Source organism: Flavobacterium sinopsychrotolerans (assembly GCF_900110375.1).
GTDB classification, from domain to species: Bacteria; Bacteroidota; Bacteroidia; order Flavobacteriales; family Flavobacteriaceae; genus Flavobacterium; species Flavobacterium sinopsychrotolerans.
The window spans coordinates 392,576-417,325 of the sequence record NZ_FODN01000001.1 but is presented as its reverse complement, the minus strand read 5'-3'; the positions used below and the strand labels follow the sequence as shown (position 1 = coordinate 417,325).

Here is a 24,750-nt window from a genome sequence, read left to right as displayed (position 1 = left end):
TATTAATTTATTACGGTTTTGTTTTGTAACGTTTTTTGTTTCTTGGTTACTAATTGAGTATAAAAATGAACAGCTTTATGAAAAAAATATTCTCCATTGTTTTCTTACTCCTTTTTGGGTTTTTACTTTTTTATATCAACCTACCGGTTATTAGTTATGGATTTACGGGTTTTGCTATAATTTTATTATTGTTAGTTATTCTTGGGACATTATTTTCTCTTGGGCTCACAGTCTCACAGCAAACCAAGCAAGTCAAGATTGTTTCTAAGCCTAACAAGATTTTGTATGCTTTGGCAGGAATACTTTTAGTGTATTGTATTGCCCTTCCTTTTGTAACAAGCTTAAAAATGTTCCGAAGCGATTCGTATCAAAAATTAATAGGCGAGGTTAAAAATGGTCAAAAAATCACCAATCATATTGCTCCAATTTCAATTGATAAAATCCGTGTGGTCGATGAGGAACTAGCGCATCTTTTAGGAGAGAAAATTTTAGGTTCACAGCCAGCCTTGGGAAGTCAGGTAGAATTAGGTGATTTTTGTATCCAAAAAGTAAATAACAATTTATATTGGGTTGCACCTTTATTGCATTCGGGTTTTTTAAAATGGTTTAACAACCAAGAAGGAACTGCGGGATATGTTATGGTTTCTGCAACCAATGAACGCGATGTAAAATTAGTTCAGAATATAGGAGGGAAGGACATTAAAATTAAATACCAACAAGGCGCCTATTTTCAAAGCGATATTCACCGACACGTATATTTTAACGGAAATGCTACGGTTGGTCTGGCTGATTTTAGTTTTGAGATTGATGATGCTGGAAATCCGTTTTGGATTGTTACGAAATATGGAAAAAAAATTGGTTTCTCAGGAAAAGAAGCGACAGGAGTTATTGTTGTTGATGCGCAATCTGGAATTATAAATGAATATTCAATTGCTAAAACTCCAAAATGGGTGGATCGAATTCAGCCTTTGGATTTCATAGAAGATCAATTGAACGATTGGGGTGAATATGTTCACGGGTATTGGAATTTTTCTAATCAGGATAAACTTCAAACTACAGAAGGATTGACATTGGTTTACGGGAAAGATAATAAATCGTATTGGTACACCGGATTGACTTCGGTGGGGAAAGAAGAATCTGCGGTAGGTTTTGTACTAGTAGATACCAGAACTAAAGAAACTACTTTTTATAAACAAGGAGGCGCAACAGAATTTGCTGCTCAAAGCTCTGCACAAGGGAAAGTTCAGGAAAAAGGGTATAAGGCTTCATTGCCTATTCCGTATAATATTAATAACATTCCGACCTATGTGATGACGCTGAAAGATGATGGCGGATTGGTTAAAATGTTTGCGATGGTTGCCATTTCAGATTACACGATTGTGGGCGTGGGCAATACCATGCGAGAAACGTTGACTTCGTTTAAAAACGTTTATAATATGGCGGATAATAAAATAAACCCGAATAGTGTTTCTAATAAAAAATCGTTGCAATCAGTGGTGACCCGAATTCAAAATGATGTAAAAAACGGGAATAGTTTCTATTATTTTAAAGTCAAAGATTATCCTAATATTTTTGTGGGTTCATCCCAAATATCCAATCAATTACCTGTTACAATGGTGGGTGATAGTGTCACAATTTCTTTTGATGTGGACTTAGAAGAAGTAATTGATATCTCGAGTTTTGAGAATAGTAATCTCAAATTGAGTATGAAATCGAATTAATGACAAAGGGCTTAAAGATTTTTCTTTAAGCCCTTTTTTTATTTTTTTGGCAGTAATTTGAATGAGGTGACTTTGAATTTATTGTCAACCACTTTACCAACCACTTCCGCTTTTCTTATAGCAGCACAAAAACCATCACTGGCATGTGCATCTCCATGGGAGTCGATGGAACTTCCGTCAACAAAATAAGACTTTCCGTCAATGCGAACGGCTAATTCACAACCATGTCCTTCCATCCCAAACTGACATTGTCCGCACGAAGCTTCAACAATTTGAGGTTTTGGTTCTTCTTTTTTATCCTGAGCGCTAGCAAGTGTTGCAGAGAACAAAATAGCTAAGTACAGTATCTTTTTCATAAATGATTAAATTTTACTTTAGCTAAGATACAGGTTTTTTTACATCGAATAATTTTTAAACATGTAAATCCACAATAATCTCGAAAGACGAATATTGATGGAAGCCATTGCGATAATCACCACGGCAATGATTGGAATGATTCGTAAATCGAAAGTTTCGGTAAAGAAGAATTGGGCAATAACATAGGTTGCAATTCCTTGCGCAACTGTTAAACCATAATTTACATACATGGCTCCAAAAAAGTAACCAGGTTCTTTTTCGAATTTATAATTGCAATGAGAACAATATTGGTTCATTTTAGGAAATCCGAAATTGAAAAAGATACTTTTTTCATTGAAAACTTTGCCTTTAAGACAATGAGGGCAATCATTATTCAAGATGTGTACAATAGAATTTGACATCGTAATTATTTTTATCAAAGGTATTTCTTATCCATGTCATGGATGTTTTCTATATTCGCTAATTATAGCACAATAAAGACATTTAGAGTAAAATGAAAAAATATCCTATTTATAACATTCAGCGGTTTAACTGTAATTCAGTGAATAGTGATTTGTATATTAATACCTTTAAAAATCACCTAATCGACCATAGTTTTGTTGAGGAACCGCATAGGCATAATTCGTATGTTTTGGTCTTTTTTACCAAAGGTTCGGGGACACATGAAATCGATTTTGATGTGTTTGCGATTCAGCCAGGAAGTATGTTTTTTCTGCAACCAGGTCAAATGCACCATTGGAATTTATCCGATGACGTGGAAGGATTTGTAATTTTCTATTCGCAGGAAATGTATAATCTTTATTTTGGACAAAAAACAATCGCCGACTATCCATTTTATTCTTCGGTGGACAATAAGCCCGAAATGGTTTTTGAAGTATCTGAATTGAAAGCGATTCTGCCTTATTTTGAAAGTCTGATTATAGAAACACAATCGAATCAGCTTTTGAAGCAAGATAAAATAATGAATTTGTTGGATATTATTCACATTGAAATTGCCAGAAAATATAGTGAAACACATTTGCACGAAGCACATTCGTATAATGTCAAGATTAAAAATTTTGAAGTGCTTTTGGAGCAAAACTTTAAAACAGAAAAGTCACCTTTTTTCTATGCTTCACAGCTCAATATTACTTTGAAACACTTGAACAGGATTTGCAATGAAATGTTGCAAAAAACCACAACCGAAGTAATTACAGCTAGAATTATCCTTGAAGCGAAACGCATGCTGATGGATAAAAAGTTTACCGTCAATGAAGTTGCAACGGAATTAGGCTTTGATGATTATTCGTATTTCACCCGATTGTTTAAGAAATATGCTGGAATGACTCCAACAGATTTTCGTATTTCTAAAAAGTAATGGGGATCGATGTCGTTTCCTTAATACGTGTGTCAAGTCGAGCGCAGTCGAGACTCAACGCTTAGTCTCGACTGCGCTCGACTTGACAATACTATCGATAGTAAATTACGAATGCACGGTAACCAAACTGGCTGCTTCCTTCGCTTTTTCTACCACTTCTTCAATTGGAGTTTCTAAAGTATCATTGACTAAAGCTACAGCCATTCTTCTATACGGTCTTGAAGTTGGTTTGCCAAAGATTCTGAAATCCGTTTTTGGTAAGGAAGCAATATTTTCTATTCCGGAGTAAGTTGGATTTTCTGAGTTTTCCGAAGCTAAAATTACGGCACTTGCTCCCGCTTTTTCTAATGTAATTTCGAAAATAGGCAGACTTAAAATTGCCCGTAAATGCAATTCGAATTCGTTGAAGTTTTGCGTTCCAGCTAATGTCACCATTCCGGTATCATGAGGTCGAGGCGATAATTCCGAGAAATAAACACCATCATCAGTCAAGAAAAATTCCACTCCAAAAAGTCCTGCGCCGCCCAAAGCTTCGGTTACTTTTTCGGCCATGTCTTGCGCTTCGTATAAATCCTTGTCGGAAATCCTTGCCGGTTGCCAGCTTTCCTGATAATCGCCACGTTCTTGGCGGTGACCAATTGGGGCACAAAAAAGTGTTGGATTATTATTTTGGACAACGGTTAATAAAGTAATCTCCGAATTGAATTTGACAAATGCTTCTACAATTACTTCTACCACATCGCCACGGGAACCTTCTACGGCATAATTCCATGCTTTTTCGATATCCGCTTCGGTTTTAATGGTGGATTGTCCTTTTCCGGACGAAGACATCAAGGGTTTTACCACGCAGGGCATTCCAACGGCTTCAACTCCTTTTTGCAATTCCTCGGCAGTGGTGGCGTAGCGATACTTGGCGGTTTTTAAACCTAATTCTTTGGATGCTAAATCCCGAATTGCTTTCCTATTCATCGTGAAGTTTGCCGCTTTCGCAGAAGGAACTACGGTGATTCCTTGTTTCTCGTAATCATAAAAACGCTCGGTTCTAATGGCTTCTATTTCAGGAACGATGAAATCTGGTTGGTGTTTGGCAACGATTTTGTCTAACGCATCTCCGTCTAGCATGTTGACGACTTCAAAATCATGGGCAACTTGCATTGCTGGAGCATTTTCGTAACTGTCCACAGCGATTACGATTTGCCCGATGCGTTGTGCAGCGATTGTAAATTCTTTTCCTAATTCGCCTGAGCCTAGCAATAGTATTTTCATTTTTTTGAAGTCTTAATTAGAATGTAAAAATACTAAATTGCTTTTTTATGACTGCCCATTCACTACAAACTTTGCCCGAAAGTCAGCAGATTGTAATCTGGGTCCAATATCGAAAATTCTTTTTGTCCCCAAGGTTTAATTTCCAGAGGACCATTGGGATGTATGGCAACGCCGTTGTTCAAGAAGTTTTTATATACGGTTTCGATATCCTGCACCCGAATGTAAACTCCTGAGTAATTCTCAACAGAATCAAGGGTAGCAAACTCAAAAAAATGAATTTCAATGCTGTCTTTTTGTACCATCAAATACCCATCAAAATCCGCGCTACCCCATTCCTGAAAACCCAATTGGTTGATATAGAAATTCCGTGTAATTGCTTTGTTACGCATGGGTAACTTTGGGTTGATGGCGGTGAGCATGAGGGTTTGGGTTTGATTAATATTATGAATATAGTTTGAATATAGTTTTAATACTTGTTTGATTGCCGTTGTTTGAAGGCATGAGAAGGATTTCTTGCCTGTAGGGATTTAGAATGCGAAACCTTATTATGCAACAAGTAATTTTTTATTTTCAACAGAATCTTTTTCGGACCAAAGTATGTAGCTAGCATTTTTAGATTTAAGAGCTTCTAAAAATTCTGTTTTAACTTCTTTGTCAATATCATTGATTATAGCAATAGCAGTTACATTTTTTTTTGTAATTTTTTCTCGAACAGGTTTAATATCATCCCATGAAAATAAAAATGTAGGCAAGTTGGATTTGTTAATAGTGTTGAAAGATTTAATAACTATTTCTTTATCTCTTTGTGCAATTTGAAAATCAAAATTAAATTCTAACCCAGTTGAACCTTTCGAAATAAAATCAGGTGTAAATATAATATCTTGGGAATCTAAATAATTTCGAACATCTTCTTTAAATATTGATGCAACATTATGATTTGATAAAACGTATAAGTCGTTTATCTCAATTATTGCTGAAAGAAAATTATGTTTTGATTGTGAAAATTTATCAATATTAGTCTCAATTACCAATTCGTCATTATCAATTTTTACACCGTAATTAATTAATATTGAATCTAATAATGATTTTCTTCTTTTTGACCCTTGGATTTGTAATCCTTGAATTTCTAAATTGGATAGTGTTTCTCCATTGTCACTCAATTTTAATTGAGAACCATTTTTTTGAGCATAAATTTCAATTGTATCATTAAACGCACCAATAAAAGGTGTATTTATTAAAAACCAATCCGTATTAAGGTCTTTTTGGATAAAAGTTTTTTCTCTTAACCAATTATAATAATTGTCGACAGATGTGTTTACCCAATTCAAAGTAGTGCGTGTTGAATATTTATTATGGATTTTAAATTTATCCTTCTAGCAAAGTTAAATATTAAATCCGACAAATCTGATGATTGATTAATTTCTTTAATTGGAAAATCAATTTCTGTCAATGGAATAGCCCAAGCTAGAGGTTTATAACCTTCGACGTAAATATGCATATGTGGTTCGCTCGGTAGAAACCATTTATCAGCATATGGTTTTAAAAATTCTGGTAATGTATCTTTAATATTTTCAGGATTATGATGTCCTCCTTTAAAATCAATTCTAAGAAGACCAATATGTGAATTGCTCTCTAAATGATGAATTGAGGTTTTAAGGATTATTTTTTGATTTGTAGTTATTTCAATCCAAAAGGCGTAATCAGAATCTTGATTAGAAATTAATTCAATTCTATTCTTTTTGTTTTTTAAATCAATAGTTTGATAAGGGTTTACTAAAACTTTTTCTAGATTTAATAAATATTCAGCTTCTTGGTTTGTAAACATTTTTCAAAACATTATTTAGAATGATTCATTTCTTGAGCTAATATATAAAATTAATATTACAAATTTGTAAATTGTTGTTATTTTATCGATTGATTATAAATATTTTAGCAAATAATGAACATTCCGTACTACATTAGAATAGTTAGGATTTTGGCAGGGTTTGCGTGAGGGAGTGCAGTGGAAATCCTTTATATTTTTTCTTTAAAAATATAAAGATTGAAGCGGAAAGCCCGACCCTTGCGGTCACGCCCAAAAACAACAAAACCCCAAGAAAATCTTGAGGCTTTGATGGTATTGTAAGTTGGATTTTTGACTTTCTAACTTTTTATTTTATGAGTTTTGACTATAGTGCTAAAGCATCTTTGATTCTTTTTAATGCTTCTTTCAAGATCTCGTCGCTGGTTGCGTAAGAGAAACGGATACAGTCAGGATTTCCAAAAGCGTCACCTGTTACCGTTGCTACGTTAGCTTCAGCCAAAAGGTACATTGATAAATCCATTGCATTTTTGATTTCGGTTCCTTTCAATGTTTTTCCAAAGAAAGAAGAAATGTCCGGGAATACGTAAAATGCTCCTTCTGGAACGTTGATTTTTACTCCTGGAATCTCTTTTAATAATCCTACCACTAAATCTCTACGGCTATGGAAAGCGTCAACCATGTGTTTTAATACAGATGGATCAGCATCTACAGCAGTAATGGTAGCGCGTTGTGCGATAGAATTTGCTCCTGAGGTTACTTGACCTTGAATTTTTGTACATGCTTTAGCGATGAATTCTGGTGCGCCAATATAACCAATTCTCCATCCTGTCATGGCGAAAGCTTTAGCAACTCCATTTACGGTAATTGTTCTTTCTAACATTCCTGGGATAGATGCGATGCTGTAAAAAGTTCCTGAGAAATTGATGTGCTCATAGATTTCATCAGCTACAACGTATACATGCGGATATTTCTCCAAGACTTTGGCTAATGCCGTTAATTCTTCTCTGTTGTACACCGATCCGCTTGGATTACAAGGAGAACTGAACCACATCATTTTTGTTTTAGGTGTGATTGCCGCTTCTAATTGTTCTGGTGTAATTTTGAAATCCGTATCTACAGAAGTTGGAACTTCTACAGGAACTCCACCGGATAATTTTACAATTTCGAAATACGAAACCCAGTAAGGAGCTGGTAAAATTACTTCGTCACCATCGTTTAGCATTACTTGTGCAATGTTGTATAACGATTGTTTTGCTCCTGTTGAAACTACAATTTGAGACGGTTTGTAGTCTAAATCATTGTCTCTTTTAAATTTTCTGCAGATGGCTTCTTTTAATTCAGCATATCCTTCTACTGGAGAATAAGTACTGTAATTTTCATCAATCGCTTTTTTCGCTGCTTCTTTGATGAAGTCAGGTGTATTAAAGTCAGGTTCGCCTAAACTTAAACTGATAATGTCTTTTCCTTGTGATTTTAATTCTCTGGCCAAAGCAGCCATTGCTAGTGTTTGTGATGTTGCTAGATTGTTAATTCTATCGGATAATGGATTCATTGTAATAGGTTGTAGTTAGTATATTTATTATTGTAAAGATGTATGTAGAGATGCACTGCAGTGCATCTCTACAACATGTTTTGTTTAATTATGTAAGTTCCGGTTTCATTCCCAGCTCTTTCAAATGTTTGAAATGAGCAATAACAGCACTTCGCATTGTTTTGTATTCGTAATACGGCAAGTTGCATTCTTGAGCCGTTTCTTTTACGATACTGGCAATTTTACCATAATGTACGTGACTGATATTTGGGAAAATATGGTGCTCAATTTGGTGATTTAATCCGCCAGTGTACCAGTTTACGATTTTGTTTTTTGGAGCAAAATTAGTTGTAGTAAACAATTGGTGTATCGCCCAAGTATTGTCCATTTCTCCTAATTCATTTGGAGATGGATTGGTTGTTTCTTCCACAACGTGTGCCAATTGGAACACAACACTCAGAATCAAACCTGCTGTGTAATGCATCACGAAGAAACCAATTAATACTTTCCACCATGTGATTCCAATAACGATTGGCAATACGATCCAGATAGAAACATAAATTACTTTTGTGATAATTAATGTTGTCCAAAGTATTTTTGGGCTTTTCGCTTCACCGTAAGATAATTTTCTTTTCAAGTAGCTTCTCATCTGTTTAAAATCAGTTGTAATAGCCCAGTTGAATGTTAATAATCCGTATAAGAATACAGAATAATATTGTTGAAAACGGTGAAAGTTATACCATTTGGCATCTTTTGTGAAACGAATTACACGTCCGGCATCTAAATCCTCATCGTGACCCGGAATGTTTGTATACGTATGATGCAAAACATTGTGTTGCACTTGCCAGTTGTATACATTTCCTGCCAAAACATAAATAGTTCCACCCATGAATTTGTTGACCCAAGTTCTATTTGAATACGAACCGTGGTTTCCATCGTGCATTACATTCATTCCTACTCCGGCCATTCCAATTCCCATGACGATGGTTAACAGAAGATGCGCCCAAAAAGGCATACCAAGTGTCAGAATTAAAAAATAAGGCGCAAGAAAAACAGAAAACAGAATTATGGTTTTCAAATATAGTTTCCAATTGCCGGTCTTTTGGATGTTGTTTTCTTTGAAGTAATTGTTAACCCGTGAGTTAAGTGTTCTAAAAAACTTTAGGCTATCTTGCTTAGCAAATGTTGGAGCATTATTATTCATATATTTTTAATAAAGTTCAAAGGTAATTATTATAAATTTTTCGATATACAAAATTGAGATAAATATTTTAACTCTAAAGTATTACTTTTGTTAAAAAATTAATAGATGGATGAGATTCTTAAGTATTTTCCTAATTTAACTGATATTCAGAAAGAACAGTTCGAAAAACTGGATTTTTTATACCATGATTGGAATGAAAAAATCAATGTTATTTCGAGAAAAGATATTGATGCTTTGTACACCAAACATATTCTGCATTCATTGGGAATTGCCAAAATTATAAATTTTGAACCGGGTACTTATGTGCTGGATGTTGGAACCGGTGGAGGTTTTCCTGGTATTCCATTGGCGATTCTTTTTCCGGAAACGCGTTTTTATTTGATTGATATTATTGCCAAAAAAATAAAAGTAGTGCAGGCTGTTGCCGAAGGATTGGAATTGAAAAATGTTAAAGCGGAACAAATGCGTGCCGAAAATGTAAAAGGAGATTTCGACTTTATCGTGAGTCGTGCCGTGACCAATATGCCTGATTTTGTTTCTTGGGTGAAAACCAAAATTAAAAAACAAAACAAACACGAATTGAAAAACGGAATTCTCTATTTAAAGGGAGGAGACTTAACTGAAGAATTGAAGGATTTCCCGAAAGCTACTGAATACAATTTAGCTGATTTCTTTGAAGATGAATTCTTTGAAACTAAGAAAGTAGTGCATTTGCCGTTGAAGTTTACGGTTTAGTCATAAGGTCGAAAGATAGAACTGAGTAGAAAAAATATAAAAAAAGCCGAATCTAAATTTTAGATTCGGCTTTTTACTATTTGCATGTTCTTTAAGACTTTCGACTTTCAAACTTTACGACTAATTTATTATCCTAAAAACGGGTATCTGTAGTTCTCTGGAGTAACAAAAGTTTCTTTGATTGTTCTTGGAGAAACCCAACGCAATAAGTTCAATACTGAACCTGCTTTGTCATTAGTTCCTGATCCTCTTGCTCCACCAAACGGCTGTTGCCCTACTACTGCTCCTGTTGGTTTGTCGTTGATGTAGAAATTACCTGCTGCATTTTCTAATACTTTCATCGCATATTCAATGGCATAGCGGTCTTGGCTCAAGACAGCTCCTGTCAATGCGTATTCAGAAGTTGAATCTACAAGAACAAGTGTTTCTTCCCATTTAGCATCTTCGTAAACGTAAATTGTCAATACTGGTCCGAATAATTCGGTTTCCATTGTAGTGTATTTTGGATTTGTAGTTACAATAACGGTAGGCTCTATAAAATAACCAACAGACTTGTCGTAATTTCCTCCTGCAATAATTTCGGCATCTGTATCTTTTTTAGCTTGCTCAATAAAACCGGCTAATTTGTCAAATGAACTTTCTGAAATTACGGATGAAATAAAATTATTGGTATCACCTGGAGATCCCATTTTCATAGAAGCTAAATCGGCTACTAGTAATTTTTTTACTTCTGGCCATATTGATTGTGGCACGTATGCTCTTGAAGCAGCGGAGCATTTTTGTCCTTGGTATTCGAAAGCTCCTCTTGAAAGTGCTGTAGCAACTTGTGCCGGAATAGCGGATGAATGCGCTACAACAAAATCTTTACCTCCAGTTTCTCCAACGATTCTTGGATATGTTTTGTAGTTGCTGATGTTTTGTCCAATTTTTCCCCAAATGTCATTGAAAACACGGGTTGAACCGGTGAAGTGAATTCCTGCGAAATCACGACTTCCTAATAATGTTTCAGAAATCATCGCTGAGTCTCCATAAACCACATTGATTACACCGTCCGGTAAACCTGCTAGTTTGAATACTTCTACAATTACATTTGCAGAATAAATTTGTGTAGCACTTGGTTTCCAAACCACAACATTCCCCATTAATGCTGGAGCAGCTGGTAAATTACCGGCAATTGCTGTAAAGTTAAACGGAGTGATGGCATAAACAAATCCTTCCAATGGTCTGTGTTCTAATCTGTTCCAAACACCTTCTGATGAAGTAGGTTGTTCGGCATAAATTTGAGACATGAATTGCACGTTGAAACGCAAAAAGTCTATAAATTCACAAGCTGCGTCAATTTCAGCTTGGTGTACTGTTTTTGCCTGAGCAATCATAGTGGCTGCATTTATTTTGGCACGGTAAGGTCCTGCAAGCAATTCAGCAGCTTTTAAAAATATTGATGCTCTGTGTTCCCAAGCTAAATTTGCCCATTTCTTTTTTGCTTCAAGCGCAGTTGAAATGGCTTTTTCTATATGTTCTTTGTCAGCCTCGTGGTATTGACCCACAGTATGTTTGTGGTCGAAAGGAGGATTTATAGTTTTCGTTTTTCCAGTGCGGATTTCTTCTCCTCCAATGTATAAAGGAACATCAACGGTTTCACTATACATTTTCTTGAAAGTGGCTAGAACTTCTTCTCTTTCCGGGCTTCCTGGAGCGTAGGACTTAACGGTTTCGTTAAACGCTTTTGGGACGTTGTAAATTCCTTTTGGCATATTAAATAGATTTTAATTATAATCAAAAATTGAGTTGTAAAGGTAACAATAATTCATCAATCAGAGAATCTGATTGGAAGTTAAAATTCTAATAAAAGAGTGGCAATTTAATTCAAAGCAAACGGAGCACACAATCTAAAAGTAGGTACAATCACTTTGAAATTCTTTGTAGAGGTGAAGTTAATCATGTTGAAATATCCTTTCATAGCCCCATAAGGGGAAGAAAGTAAACAGCCAGAACTATAAGTGTGAAATTCTCCAGGTTTTAAAACTGGTTTTTTCCCAATTACACCTTCTCCGTCAACAATTTCGATTTCATTTAAGGAATCAAAAATTTCCCAATGACGAGAAATCAACTGAACGGAATCCTTACTGTGATTTTCAATTGTGATTACGTAACTAAAGGCAAAGTGAATCTTATAGTTTTTGAAGTAAGTACCCTCAAAACTAGTTAATACCGAAATCTTTATGCCTCTTGTTATTTGAGAAACCATGTTAAATGGATGAATATGTGATTATTATTGACAAATTTACAAAAAAATGGTGTCGTTTTACCAAATTTATCAAAAGTTTTTTAGTTGATGATATTTATCGAATTTGCTATTCCTTTGCCCACAACTCTGTCGTATCGGTCAATGTTTTCTCTGTAATAAACCACTATTGTGTAATCATTTTCTGTTTGATAGAAATTGCCGTCTATTGTATTTTCTGAATCAATAACTCCTTTGTTGTCAGCTACGATGTATTTGAAATTTGTAAATCCCTGTTTAATCAAAATTGCTTTTTCGTAAATGCCCTTTTTTGTGTTATAATCCATTTTGTACTCAGGAGTCAGATTGTAATTATTAAACATTCCCGTCACATAAATATTTTTGTTTATTCTAAAAGTGGGTGCCGAAAGACTAAAATAAACCCAGGCATAATCTGCTTCTATTTCTCCGTTAGCTGCATTTATATTTTTCACAACAAAATCACCATTTACATCTTGAGTAAACGAATAGGGGAAGTTAGCTCTGGCTGAATTTGTGTATAAAAAAGAGCCGTAAATGGCAGTGTTTGAGTCAATCCGTGCAACATTGTTGCTTGCAGATCTGATATCTTTATTTTCGAAAAATAAAAATTCATTTCCCGCCCAAAACTGGGTTTCCGAATCGTATTTGTAAATCAAATCATTCCCAATGGTATATTGTGGACTTATATTTTTTATGCCGCTATTCAATTGTCCGTTTTGAAGTAAAAGCACTTTAATATTTTTTAACGGATTTTGAAAAGTAATTGTATTTGATTTAATGGTAAAATCTAAATTGTGTTTCATTTCAATGTTGTCTACTGTTCGTGCTCGTTTGACTTGTATGGGAACCGTAACCAAATCTTCATATAAAATAAATTTCCTCGAAAATAACACTTCTTTACTTTCATCTAAAACTTTAATCATGTAGTTTCCGCTGATCTTTAATTGTTGCGTAAACTGATTTGGAATCGCTAATTTGTAATGTGAGTAGATTTGTAAAGTGTTGAATGAATTGGTGTAATCCTGAATTCTTTGGTTGTCAAAACCTTCTAAATATTCATTTTTAGGTATTGCCGAAGGATTCCAATTGTAATCGCAATGAATAATTTCGTAGTAATAATTGGCTTCATTACCAAAAAGATCATCAAATTGCAATTGAAATCCTTCTCCTAATTTTAAAATTGGAACTATATTTTGGTCATTTTGAACAAATGATATGGTCTTAATGTGGTACGGCGGAGCTACTTCTTTTTCTACTTGTGCAGAGGAAGAAGTAATAATAAAAAATAGTATTATTTTTCGGTAAAAGGAAATAGGCATAATGTTAATTGTTGCTTAGATGTAAATATAACGAATTATGCCATGAAATATTATTTCCTGAAAAAGCACTAACTATTTAAAACAAACGGGAATGATTTCCCCTTTGGCTAAACAGTATTTCTCTACTAATTCGGGTGCAATTTTATTAGTGTAATCTTCTTCAATTACTTTAAAACCGATACTTCGTAATTTATCAAAATAATCGCGACCGTAAATACGGACATGATCGTATTGACCAAAGATTTTAGCGCGTTCTTTTTGATCCGTAATGGAATCATCGGCAAAAGTTGTCGCTCTGGATAAATCTTGTGGAATTTGTAAAATTGCCATTCCGCCAGGTTTCAAAACCCGATACAATTCCTGCATGGCTTTCGTATCATCCGGAATATGTTCTAAAACATGATTGCACAAAATAACATCATATTGATTGTCTTCAAAAGGCAAATTACAAATGTCAGCTTTTACATCCGCTAACGGTGAAAACAAATCGGTTGTCGTGTAATCGAGATTTTTTTGGTTTCGAAACAATTTATAAAAAGCTTGCTCCGGCGCAAAGTGCAGTACTTTTAATGCTGAATTTGTTTCAGCATCTCTTAATTTAATTCTTTTAGTATTCGTAAAAGAAGAATCTGAAACTAGTTCAGATTTAAAAAAATCGGTTTCTTCATTCAAATACAACCATAATAAGCGATGTCTTTCCAGGGAAAGTGTACTTGGCGAAAGCACATTGTTGCGTTGTGTTTCATATCCATAAGGCAACATCGATTTGAAGCTTTTTCCGTCGATTGGATCGGTGAAATTAGTTCCTCTTAATGAAAAAGCGATAATAGGACGAGCTACATAACTCAGCCTAATTAATAAAGGACGAGGAATAGTATTGAGTATAAGTTTAAAAAGTTTTTTCATTACAGAACCAAAGGTGTTTGTCTAAACTCATCTTCTTCATTACTCACAATTCTTAACGCTTTGTAGATGTATCCAAAAGTCGATAAAATCTCCGGTTTTCCATCAATAATGGCAACATCATGCTCAAAATGGGCACTTGGTTTTCCGTCAGCTGTCGTGATTGTCCAACCGTCTTTGTGTTGTTTTATGTTTCGGGTTCCCAAATTAATCATGGGTTCAATAGCCACAACCATTCCTTCTACAAAAAGTTTTCCTCTTCCTTTTTTACCATAATTAGGCATTTCAGGATCTTCATGCATTTTTTGTCCTACGCCATGACCTACTAATTCACGAACTACACCATAACCATGCGATTCTGTATATTTTTGAATTGCATTTCCTACGTCTTCAACACGGTTTCCTAATCTTAATTCTCGTATTCCTACGTACAAAGATTCTTTAGTTACCTGTAATAATTTTTTGGTTTCCGGAGCGACTTCGCCAATTTCAAAAGAATAGGCATGATCGCCATGGTATCCATTTTTATAAGCACCACAATCTACTGAGATTACGTCGCCACTTTCTAATGGTTTGTTATTTGGAATTCCGTGAACCACTTGAGCGTTCGGACTCATACAAAGTGAATTTGGAAAGCCATATAATCCAAGAAAACTTGGTTCAGCTCCATGATCACGAATGAATTCTTCTGCTAATTTGTCCAGATATAAAGTAGTGACTCCTTCTTTGATTTCAGAAGCAATCATTCCTAATGTTTTTGATACGATCAACGCACTTTCGCGCATTAATTCTATTTCTTCACGTGATTTTACAATAATCATAATTCTTGTTTTTCAGTTTGCAAAAGTACGATTTTATAAATTATTTAATCCGGATTGGCCATTATTTTAAAAAGCTCTGAATTTGAAATGTAAAAACGGTTCTCTAAAGCTATCTTTGAAAGCTGCGCGCTTACTAAATTATTCTCTCTGGTATTGATTAAAAATAATGAACTTTCACCAAAAGAAAATAATCTTTCCTCTGAATTTAACATCGTGCGATTATCTTCTACCAATCCTTTTATTAACTCTTTTTGTCTTAGCAAGGATTCAATTTCCATTCTTTGGGCATTGATTTTATTGGTCAATTGTACTTTTTCTAAATCCAATATAAATTCGGATTCCTGTACTTTGTACTTTGCCAGTTTCAAACTACCGCGTTCTTTTCGAAGGAACAAAGGAAAATAAAAATCCAATCCAATTTTATAATCCTCAAACTGATAATTATCAATGTAACTAGGTTCTGATATGTAAGAATAACCCATATCAATTTTTGGCAAAAGCATATTAGCCTTTAATTTTTTTTCCACATTTAGCATGTCAATCTTGCTTTGCAATGCATTGATTTTTGGGTGATTGTTGATGGAGAAATCTGTATTCAATAAATCATTGGTTTTTAAACTTTCCTGAATCGTGAATTCTAATTGCGTTTCGGGAATCAATTCATCGGATATTTCCAATGGAATATTGTTTTCCAACCAAAGAAAATTAGAAAGTTCTAATTTGGCTTTAGCCAATTTGAGCTTAGAATCTTCAAGATTTAAAATGCGGTTTTTTATAATAATCCCCGCTTCAACGCTATCAATTGCAGGTTTGTCACCTTGTTTGATTAACGACTGAATTCCCTTGAACCTTATTTGTGCATTCTTGTTGTATTCTTTGTACAATTGCACTTCATTGAAGTTTTTCTTCCAATTAAAATAAGCCAAAGAAGCATCATATAAAACTGTAATAGCCTGCAGCTTTCGTTCTGCCTGACTCAATTGCATTTGCATTTTTGCTTTTCGAACATCAGCCATCCTTTGATTGATAAACAAACCTTGTCCAAGCGGAACGGTTACGCCCAGCGAAGTTAATCCTTGATTGGGCAGTGTGTTTTGTGGATTCAAATATACGCCTTCACTATTGTCAAAGCCGGCTTTAATCTCGATTCCATACCAAGTTGGGATTTTGAAACTACTGTTTAAAATGGAATAATACTCCTTGTCTTTGAATTGTTTTTTGCTGAAATCTACCTCAATTTTTGGGTCAAAACCACCGCGAGCCATCATCAAATTAGCTTGCGCTTTATTGATTTCCAAGTTGGCATTCTTCACCAGTGGATGGTATTTTTTTACATACCCCAGAAACTCGGTGTAGGTAAGTTCTTTTGATGCCATTTCTTGAGCAGTTACAGAAAAACCAAAGAATATAAGCGCTAAAAATACGTGTTTCATTATTTCTTTTCTTTTGTGGTTTTGGTCGTTGGTTTGTAATAATTTGGCGGAAATCCGTTTAACGTTCTCCAAACTTCAAACCAAACTGGAACATTGTCTAACAAAGCAATAGTTTGCGCTCCGGCTCCTATACTTAATTGTTTCGGCCATTTGGCTTCTTTTTTATCGGGAGCGATTAATACGCGGTATTTGCCATTTTCACTGATGAAATTTTCAATAGCAACAATTTCTCCACCAAAAGTTCCATAAGACATATCAGGCCATCCTGAAAATACAATCGTAGGCCAGCCATCAAACCAAACCCGAACTTTTTCTCCTTTGGTTAATAAAGGTAAATCAATTGGGTTTACAAATGTTTCTACCGCTATATCATATTCGGATGGCATTATAGTTGCAATTGGCGTTCCTTCTTTTATGGTTTCTCCAATACCGGATTGTAACGCCCTGTTAATATAGCCACTTTGCGATGCTTTGATGTAGTACATGCCATTACGAATGCTGTAATTTGCATATTGATTTTCGAGTTTGTTCACCTGAGCATCGGTGTCGTACTGACTGCTGAGTGCTGTATATTTATCACTATTGGCTTTCGAAACTTTCTCTGCATATTCCGCGCTTATTCTGTTTATTTCAACTTTTGCATTGATAAACTCGTTTTTGCTGGTTAAGTATTTGTTTTCCTGCGTGATAATTTTAGCTTCTACTTCTTGTAATTTTAGTCTTTTTTCTTCAATATCAGTAAGTGGTTTCAGTCCTTCTTTATTCAGCTGAACGGAACGATCGTATTGTGTATTGGCTATTTTTAGCTGGGTTTTTACAGCAACAAGATCCATACTGTCACTCTTTATTTTCAAAAGAGATTGTTTGATTTTATTTTGTGCTTGTTCCAGTTTTAAGACCTTTTCCCTTTCAATGGCTTGAATCTGGCCGGAAAGCGTACTTACTTTTGAACCATACGATTGTAAAGATTGTTTCTTAGCATTCATTTGGTTTCGGGTGTTTTCTACTAAATTGGGATCCATATAATCCTCTTTTATTTCAGAGATAAACAGAATTGTATCGCCTTTATTGACAAAATCACCTTCTTGAACATACCATTTTTCAAGTCGGCCAGAAATAACACTCTGAATAGATTGTGGTCTTTGGTCTGGTTTTAATGTTGTCACACTTCCAGTTCCTGAAATATTTTGTGTCCAAGGGAGAAAAAGCGCCACTAAAGCTACTATTGAAACGCCTGCTATAATTTTATTTAAAATCCTATAATGCGGTCTATTAGTCAGGTTTCTAACGGTCTCGTAACGGTCTAGCGGTTGCAGTTTTGTTTTGTTATCAGATATGTTTAGCATGACTAATTATTTTTTAAATCAAGTTGAATAGCTCCATTTTGCATGGTGATGCTGCGATTACATTTGGTTTTCCAATATGGATTTTTTGAAGAAACGATAATCGTCCATTTATTTTTTTCGGAAGTGATGAAATCAATAATTTCATTCGCCACTTTCTCATCCATCATATCCGTTGGATCCTCATAAAAAAGTATTTTCGGCTTATGAATGATGCTTCTTGCCAACAGCATTTTTTGTGCATTGGAAGAGGATAATTGTTTTCCTTCTGGGAAAATGCGCGTCTCCAGTCCTTTTGGTAAAGATTTTATGAATGATGAAAGTTGTACCCCATCAATCGCCCATTTTAAATCTTCGGTGCTCACTGAGTTGTCATTGAAGGTGATGTTTTCTAACAGGGTTCCTTCAAATGGTGTTTCGCCTTGAATAATACTGCCAATTTGGGAGCGGTATTGTTTCAGGTTGATTTTTCTAAACGTATCATCATTGATGTAAAAAGAACCAGCTGTAGGTTGCAATAAACCGGATAATATTCGGATTAACGTTGTTTTTCCGGAACCGTTTTCACCTTCAACTGCTATTTTTTCTCCTTGTTCAATTTTTAATGAAATAGTATTCAGTATTTCTTTATCGGAATCCGGGAACTTAAAAGTAAGATTTTCTGTTTCTAATGAAATATTGGTATAGCAAGTGTCGCTTTTAAAAGTAGTGTCTTCCTCTAATTGTAAGTCGGTTACTTGTCCAATTTTTTCAATAGAAGTCAGTACATCGTAGAATGTTTCCAGTCCGATTATTATTTTTTCGACCGAATTAATAACCAATAAAATAATAATTTCTGCAGCCACAAATTGCCCGATATTCATTTGCTGTGACAAAACTAAAAATCCTCCTATCGATAACAAACTAGCAGTTATTATGATTTTAAAAATAATCAATTGGGTGAACTGTCTTTGGATAACTTTAAAATGTTTTTCCCGATAATTCAAATAGTCACTGGCAAGATTGTTGTTTTTTTGCAAACCATAATTATAGTTGAGATCATTTTTGAAACTGAAATTATTTCGTGCCATTTCCTGCAACCAGCTGGCCACCTTATATTTGAATTTAGACTCTTTTAAGCTCGTTTCCAATCCGGATTTATATGAAAAGCGGAATATGAAATACAGAAGAAGAAATAGTAAAACTCCAAATATTATAAAATAGGGATGGTATAAAGACAGTAGAATCAAGCCGAAAACGATTTGTAAGAGTGCTGCCGAAAAATCGATTAAAAGTTTTGAAGTTCCTTTTTGAATGGTCATTGTATCAAAAAAACGATTGGCTAATTCCGGTGGATACGAATTGTATAATTGATCCGTTTTTATTTTTGGCAAACGAGCTGCAAATTCAAAGGAGGATCGAACAAATATTTTTTGCTGTAAATTTTCGGTGATGCGGAGTTGCATTAAAGATAAAATTCCAACTAATGCGACACCAAAAACCACTAAAATAATTAAAACGATCCAAGAAGCACTCACTCTTCCGGATTGTATAAAGTTAGTGATTGCTTGAATTCCAAGCGGTAACGACAAACTTATTAATCCGGCAAAAATGGCATAGAAAAATATTTGATAAACATCTTTTTTATCTAATTCAAGTAAGTTGTAAAAACGTTTTAATGGAGTCATAGTAGTTTTTTTAGTTTATCGAAGGACATTCGTGGTAAGATTTAGATAAAATTCAGTGGTACTCACGGATTCATTACAATCGGTAATCGTTTTTAGATGTTCTGTTAGAAAATGTTGGTGCAAACTCCCTTCAACAATAGTAGAAACTAGTGATTTTGCAAAAGGATATTCTGGATTGACTTCTTTTACAATACCTACAATTCGATTAATTACTCTTTTGTAAATCAGAAAAAAACCTTCCTTGTTTTCTTGATCCACTTCTTTTGTTTGTACAGTTTTTGTGAATTCAGCAATGATAATTTTATTCAAAATAGCTTCATTGATGTGCTCTGTGCTTGTGTCATTAGTAACTTTTTCAGTTACGATAGTGATTGCTTTGTTGAGTTTTTCGGTTGGGTCTAAAATATTTGTCGTAGCAAAAACCAGTTTATATTCCATCCAACTCCAATACCAAGAGGATAAATACACCAATAATTTATGTTTGTTTTCAAAGTAACGATAAATGGAGCTTTCATTGGAACCAATTTTTTCTCCCAACTTTTTAAATGTAAAATTATCGAATCCAATTTCGTCTATCAAAAGGATACTTTGTTCTACAATTTTTTTACCTAAAGGAGACGTTTCCGGATCCTTAACGTAGATTTTTTCGTTGACTTGTATTTTTAAATGAGATAGTATAATGTTCATAACCGATAATATTTTATGCAAATATAATAGTATTACTATCAATAATGAGATTTTAACTTTTATTTATAAAAAAAGCTACTCGGAAAAAGAGTAGCTTTTAGTTAAAATATCGATGCCGAATTTGATTTAAAGTAAAGAATGACAAGTCATTACCTCGGGTTTTTCCACTCCCATCAATTCCAATATAGTAGGAGCAATATCGCCAAGAACTCCATCATGAATCACTCTTAGGTCTTTGTCCACTAAAATAATTGGAACTGGATTTGTAGTATGTGCTGTATTGGGACTTCCGTCAGGATTAATCATAGTTTCACAGTTTCCGTGATCAGCGATTACAATGGTCGTATAATTATGGGCTAATGCTGTGGTAATTACTCTTTCAACGCATTTATCAACCGCTTCACAGGCTTTTATCGCTGCACTCATAATTCCGGTGTGTCCCACCATATCACCGTTGGCAAAATTAAGACAAACAAAATCTACTTCTTCTTTCTCCAATTCGGGAACCAAAGCATCTGTCAATTCAAAGGCGCTCATTTCCGGTTGCAAATCATAAGTAGCAACCTTTGGAGAGTTTTTTAAGATGCGGCTTTCGCCAATAAAAGGCTGTTCTCTTCCACCAGAAAAGAAGAAAGTCACGTGAGGATATTTCTCCGTTTCGGCAATACGAATTTGCTTTTTGTGGGCTTTCTCCAAAACCTCACCAAGAGTTTCCGTAATATTATCTTTGTTGTAAACGACTTTTACATTTTGGTAGGTTTCATCATAATTAGTAAGCGTGACATAATACAAATTGAGTTTGTGCATGTTTTGTTCATGACAATCCATTTGCGTCAATACTTCCGTTAGTTCTCTTCCTCTGTCCGTTCTGAAATTAAAGAAAATAACCACGTCATCTTCTTCAATTGTGGCCAATGGTTGGTCATATTCATCCACCATAACTGTTGGATGAATAAATTCATCGGTTACATTAACTTCATAACTTTCTTCGATGGAAGCTACTGCATTTGTTGAATGTGTTCCAATTCCGTTTACCAATAAATCGTAGGCGAGTTTTACTCTTTCCCAGCGTCTGTCTCGGTCCATTGCATAATAACGTCCCACAACCGAAGCCAGTTTTACGGTAGTATTAGCAATATAATCCTGTAAATCCTGAATGTAATGTTTACCGGATTTTGGATCTACATCACGACCATCCGTGAAGGCGTGAACGAAAACTTTTTGTAATCCGTGTTGTTGTGTCGCGTCGATCAAGCCGCGTAAATGAGAAGTATGAGAGTGTACACCACCATCTGAAACCAGACCTAAAAAGTGTACTTTTTTATTGTTTATTCTTGCATACGTAAAGGCATCAACTAAAACTTGCTCTTTTGCTAAAGTGTCATGTGCAACGGCAAGATTAATTTTGGCTAAATCCTGATAGACAATTCTACCGGCGCCAAGATTCATGTGTCCTACTTCGCTGTTTCCCATTTGTCCCTCAGGAAGTCCAACATTTAAACCGTCAGTTCGAAGTTGAGCGCTTGGAAAATTTCTATATAAACTGTTAATAAATGGCACATTGGCATTATCAATTGCTGATACTTTTGGGTCAGGAGATTTTCCCCAACCGTCCAAAATCATAAGAATTACTTTTTTGTTCATTGTACTGTATTTTAAACAAAGATAAAGTATTTCTAAAAATGTTCGAATGAGTCAAAATCACTATTATGTATTCAGTGGCTAACAATAACAAATAATGAGTATTTTGTTGTGGATAGCTGTCTTTTTTAGAATTAATGCATTTAGAATTTATTCTTAACCTGATTGTAATCTATAAAGTAGCGTACACTTATCGAGAAAACATGACTCAATGCATCGTTATTCAGTAAATTAGTGACGTTGTTTCTAAACTCTTTATTGATGTTTCTTTCAAAAGCACCAGCATTGTTTCGATACAAAACAGAAACCTGACTTCCTGGCGCAAACCACCAAGTATAAGACAAATCAGCATTCCAGGAATAAAAACTTGAGTTTTTGTTGTCTGCGTATCCTGCAAAATCCATAAGTCTGCCGTTTTGTTCTAATGATAAAGCATTTTTATTTTCGGCGTAGGACCAATAATGACGTAACGAAATATTAAATGTCATCTGGCTATTCAGCGAATACTTTCCAGAAAGCGTATTGGAATAGGTAATTACATTTCTATTCGCAAAAATTATAGTATTTGGCGTAGCCGAACTCATGTCGTCATTAATACTGTCAATGTACCCTTTGTTATTGTTTTGTCTGAAAAAATTGAAGTTGTAATTCAGTGATAATTTATCATTAAAACGATATCTTGGACCCAGAGAAAACCCATAGGAATTTCTTCCTGACTCATCAAAAATAGCAAATGAAGGGTTAAAATCAATGGCAAAACTATTGTTATAATTGGTCGAAATGTATATAAATCCACCAATTTTAGTAGGTCTTATAACGTATCTGTCAGCGGTTCTCGGTTCGTAATAATCGTAGGTCTCTACTGGATTAGCATCTATTCCTATTCCAAAGTAATGATTTTTTTTGTTATTAGAATTAATCTGAAAGTTGATATTTCCGGATTGTATTTTACCAGTTTCTTTTTGAAATTGCGAATAAGCATTAATTCTGGCATTGAAAGTGTTAAAATACTTCGTCGGATTTAGGATTCGATAGCTAGTGTTACCATATAAACTGTAATAATTAGTTTCAAAATTGATTCCTAAATCATTGTTGTCAAAATCTTTCGTTGTGATGTCAGCCCCCACGCCATAACGGAATTTGCCACTGGTTTCAGAGAAATTTAATTGGGAATTAATCCCCTTTTTATCTTCAACATCATTGATATAACTGTATTTGAAATCACCAGCAAGGTTGTAGGTGTTTTTCTTGGTATTCAAATCCCAAACTAATGCGGTCACATTTCCATCCCTAAAACTTCCATTTCTGGTCACATTCGTGTTTACAAACGCAACGGAGGAATTTTTGCGAAAGCGCTGGTCTAAAACTAAAACATTGTAATTTGCCAATGGTTCAACGACTTCTTTTCGCATTTCTTGTGTATCGTTATTTCTAATAGTTGCGGTTGTTTTTTCGGTAACAGCATTTAAGATTCCAACTCCCAATCCATTTTTGGTTCTTCCAGAAACTTTTAAGGCATTGATAAGATTTACACTAGCGGGATTATCAATAATTTCTTCATTTGCAGCTGCGGTAGGATAATTGATTGGGTTTCCTCCAATTCGTCTCGAATAAACCAAATTCCCTTTGCTGAACAAATCGGTTCCTTCCGTAAAAAAAGGTCTGTTCTCGTTGAATTGTTGTTCGAATGGTCCTAAATTTAGGATTTGATCATCGTATTTTGTTTGTCCAAAATCAGGAATTAGAATCATATCCAGCGTAAAAGCATCGTTTATTCCATATTTTAAATCCAATCCGCCTTTGAGCGTTCCGTATGTTTTTTGTTTCGAGTCAGCATTTACATAAAACGAAGAATACGGTAGAAGAAAAAGTCGGGTAGGAGGTTTTATGTTTTCTATTCCCTCTAAAACTCCAGTTTGTTGGGTAAATGTTCCTAGTTTTGAATCGATGAAGTTCCAGGTGAATTTTTGTCGGTCTCGTCTTATTTCTCTAAAAAAATTGAGCCCCCAAGTTTGTTTGTTTTCGGCAGAAAAACGCAGTGCAGCGTATGGAATTCTCATTTCTACTACCCAGCCTTTATCCGTAATTACGGCTTTACTTTCCCAAACGGCGTCCCAAGAATAATCCTCCCCATTGGTATCTGTGGTAATACAATCGGCCTGACCGTCAGCAGCATTTACAAAAAATTGAAAATCTTGTTGTCCATCATTAAAACCATTTATAAAAACACCAAAAAGGTCAGAAGTACCAAAATTATCTCTTTGGGTAATTTCTCTTAAAATTTTCTCTGGATTTTCATCAAACATAATGGCTCCAATGTATACAGCGTCATTATCGTATAAAACTTTTACTTCTGTTCTCTTGTTTTCTGGAATTGCTTTGCCATTGTCTGGATCAAACATGATGAAATCATTCGCTATTGAAGCTGTCTGCCAGGTGTTTTCGTCTAATTTTCCGTCAATTTCAATTTTTTCTGAAATGAATTTCGTTTGTAAGACTTTTTTTTGGCTGTAGCCAAAAGCAGACAGTAGCAGAAAACAAAATAATAAATAATTCTTCATAAAACGATTGATTGGTTGATTGATGTGTAATTAAAAAAAACCAAAATAGTTTCAAAGGGACAAATCACCAATCCACACAATAGTTTGGATTAATAGACTACATTTTCAATCGAATGTTACAGTTTGATTAAAAA

General features: G+C 34.7%; 22 protein-coding genes. 3 read left to right on the top strand and 19 right to left on the bottom strand.

The window, feature by feature from the left end; translation table 11 throughout:
• The first annotated feature begins 77 nt into the window (after positions 1-77).
• A complete protein-coding gene (locus BMX64_RS01855) occupies positions 78-1,721 on the top strand; it encodes a hypothetical protein (protein ID WP_091166521.1) in 1,644 nt (547 codons plus the stop codon).
• Positions 1,722-1,759: 38 nt separating this feature from the next.
• Here the strand turns inward: BMX64_RS01855 and BMX64_RS01850 are convergent, their stop codons facing one another.
• Together BMX64_RS01850 and BMX64_RS01845 are read right to left on the bottom strand one after the other, a co-directional pair.
• Entirely contained in the window at positions 1,760-2,077 is a 318-nt protein-coding gene (locus BMX64_RS01850) for a DUF6370 family protein (protein WP_091165475.1), read from the bottom strand.
• A 39-nt stretch (positions 2,078-2,116) separates the two neighbouring features.
• Positions 2,117-2,479, bottom strand: coding sequence for a DUF983 domain-containing protein (locus tag BMX64_RS01845; RefSeq protein ID WP_091165471.1), 363 nt, complete (start codon positions 2,477-2,479; stop codon positions 2,117-2,119).
• A gap of 92 nt (positions 2,480-2,571) precedes the next feature.
• On the opposite strand from BMX64_RS01845, the gene BMX64_RS01840 reads away from it, so the two are divergent.
• On the top strand, positions 2,572-3,435 hold the full coding sequence (locus tag BMX64_RS01840) for an AraC family transcriptional regulator (RefSeq protein ID WP_091165467.1): 864 nt from the start codon (positions 2,572-2,574) through the stop codon (positions 3,433-3,435).
• Between the two features lie 105 nt (positions 3,436-3,540).
• Here BMX64_RS01840 and purT read toward each other — a convergent pair whose 3' ends face one another.
• From purT to BMX64_RS01810, 6 genes are all read right to left on the bottom strand, one after another.
• The gene (purT, locus tag BMX64_RS01835) at positions 3,541-4,701 is read right to left on the bottom strand and encodes a formate-dependent phosphoribosylglycinamide formyltransferase (protein WP_091165463.1); all 1,161 of its coding nucleotides are present in this window, start codon (positions 4,699-4,701) and stop codon (positions 3,541-3,543) included.
• 62 nt (positions 4,702-4,763) lie between these two features.
• Positions 4,764-5,120 carry a bleomycin resistance protein gene (locus tag BMX64_RS01830; protein WP_091165459.1) on the bottom strand — a complete coding sequence of 119 codons (357 nt, stop codon included), beginning with the start codon at positions 5,118-5,120 and terminating at the stop codon, positions 4,764-4,766.
• Positions 5,121-5,246: 126 nt separating this feature from the next.
• Entirely contained in the window at positions 5,247-6,029 is a 783-nt protein-coding gene (locus tag BMX64_RS01825; RefSeq protein ID WP_091165456.1) for a DUF1828 domain-containing protein, read from the bottom strand.
• The gene (locus BMX64_RS01820) at positions 6,026-6,526 is read right to left on the bottom strand and encodes a DUF6978 family protein (protein WP_091165453.1); all 501 of its coding nucleotides are present in this window, start codon (positions 6,524-6,526) and stop codon (positions 6,026-6,028) included. Before BMX64_RS01820 ends, BMX64_RS01825 begins: the two co-directional genes overlap by 4 nt.
• A 343-nt stretch (positions 6,527-6,869) precedes the next feature.
• Positions 6,870-8,057 (bottom strand): pyridoxal phosphate-dependent aminotransferase, encoded by a 1,188-nt coding sequence (locus BMX64_RS01815; protein WP_091165449.1) that lies wholly within the window; start codon positions 8,055-8,057, stop codon positions 6,870-6,872.
• 88 nt (positions 8,058-8,145) lie between these two features.
• On the bottom strand, positions 8,146-9,240 hold the full coding sequence (locus tag BMX64_RS01810; protein ID WP_091165445.1) for a fatty acid desaturase family protein: 1,095 nt from the start codon (positions 9,238-9,240) through the stop codon (positions 8,146-8,148).
• A gap of 105 nt (positions 9,241-9,345) precedes the next feature.
• Here BMX64_RS01810 and rsmG point away from each other — a divergent pair, with 105 nt between their 5' ends.
• Positions 9,346-9,975, top strand: coding sequence for a 16S rRNA (guanine(527)-N(7))-methyltransferase RsmG (gene rsmG, locus BMX64_RS01805; protein ID WP_091165442.1), 630 nt, complete (start codon positions 9,346-9,348; stop codon positions 9,973-9,975).
• Between the two features lie 128 nt (positions 9,976-10,103).
• On the opposite strand, the gene pruA is transcribed toward rsmG, so the two are convergent.
• The 11 genes from pruA to BMX64_RS01750 all read right to left on the bottom strand — a co-directional run bounded on the left by pruA (position 10,104) and on the right by BMX64_RS01750 (position 24,616).
• Positions 10,104-11,729 carry an L-glutamate gamma-semialdehyde dehydrogenase gene (pruA, locus tag BMX64_RS01800; protein WP_091165438.1) on the bottom strand — a complete coding sequence of 542 codons (1,626 nt, stop codon included), beginning with the start codon at positions 11,727-11,729 and terminating at the stop codon, positions 10,104-10,106.
• Between the two features lie 107 nt (positions 11,730-11,836).
• Positions 11,837-12,223 carry a Co2+/Mg2+ efflux protein ApaG gene (gene apaG, locus BMX64_RS01795; RefSeq protein ID WP_091165433.1) on the bottom strand — a complete coding sequence of 129 codons (387 nt, stop codon included), beginning with the start codon at positions 12,221-12,223 and terminating at the stop codon, positions 11,837-11,839.
• Between the two features lie 80 nt (positions 12,224-12,303).
• Positions 12,304-13,560, bottom strand: coding sequence for a type IX secretion system plug protein (locus BMX64_RS01790; protein WP_091165430.1), 1,257 nt, complete (start codon positions 13,558-13,560; stop codon positions 12,304-12,306).
• Positions 13,561-13,632: 72 nt separating this feature from the next.
• Positions 13,633-14,466 carry a class I SAM-dependent methyltransferase gene (locus tag BMX64_RS01785; protein ID WP_091165428.1) on the bottom strand — a complete coding sequence of 278 codons (834 nt, stop codon included), beginning with the start codon at positions 14,464-14,466 and terminating at the stop codon, positions 13,633-13,635.
• Positions 14,466-15,284, bottom strand: coding sequence for a type I methionyl aminopeptidase (map, locus tag BMX64_RS01780; RefSeq protein ID WP_091165425.1), 819 nt, complete (start codon positions 15,282-15,284; stop codon positions 14,466-14,468). Before map ends, BMX64_RS01785 begins: the two co-directional genes overlap by 1 nt.
• Before the next feature lie 44 nt (positions 15,285-15,328).
• Positions 15,329-16,717, bottom strand: a complete 1,389-nt coding sequence (locus BMX64_RS01775) for a TolC family protein (RefSeq protein ID WP_091166520.1) — start codon at positions 16,715-16,717, stop codon at positions 15,329-15,331.
• Entirely contained in the window at positions 16,717-18,063 is a 1,347-nt protein-coding gene (locus tag BMX64_RS01770) for an HlyD family secretion protein (protein ID WP_091165422.1), read from the bottom strand. Before BMX64_RS01770 ends, BMX64_RS01775 begins: the two co-directional genes overlap by 1 nt.
• A 2-nt stretch (positions 18,064-18,065) precedes the next feature.
• Positions 18,066-19,727: a peptidase domain-containing ABC transporter gene (locus BMX64_RS01765; RefSeq protein WP_091165419.1), complete on the bottom strand. Its 1,662-nt coding sequence runs from the start codon at positions 19,725-19,727 to the stop codon at positions 18,066-18,068.
• 15 nt (positions 19,728-19,742) lie between these two features.
• Entirely contained in the window at positions 19,743-20,414 is a 672-nt protein-coding gene (locus BMX64_RS01760; RefSeq protein WP_091165415.1) for a TetR/AcrR family transcriptional regulator, read from the bottom strand.
• Positions 20,415-20,540: 126 nt separating this feature from the next.
• Positions 20,541-22,058: a 2,3-bisphosphoglycerate-independent phosphoglycerate mutase gene (gene gpmI, locus BMX64_RS01755; RefSeq protein ID WP_091165411.1), complete on the bottom strand. Its 1,518-nt coding sequence runs from the start codon at positions 22,056-22,058 to the stop codon at positions 20,541-20,543.
• Positions 22,059-22,198: 140 nt separating this feature from the next.
• Entirely contained in the window at positions 22,199-24,616 is a 2,418-nt protein-coding gene (locus BMX64_RS01750) for a DUF5916 domain-containing protein (RefSeq protein ID WP_091165408.1), read from the bottom strand.
• Positions 24,617-24,750: the final 134 nt, after the last annotated feature.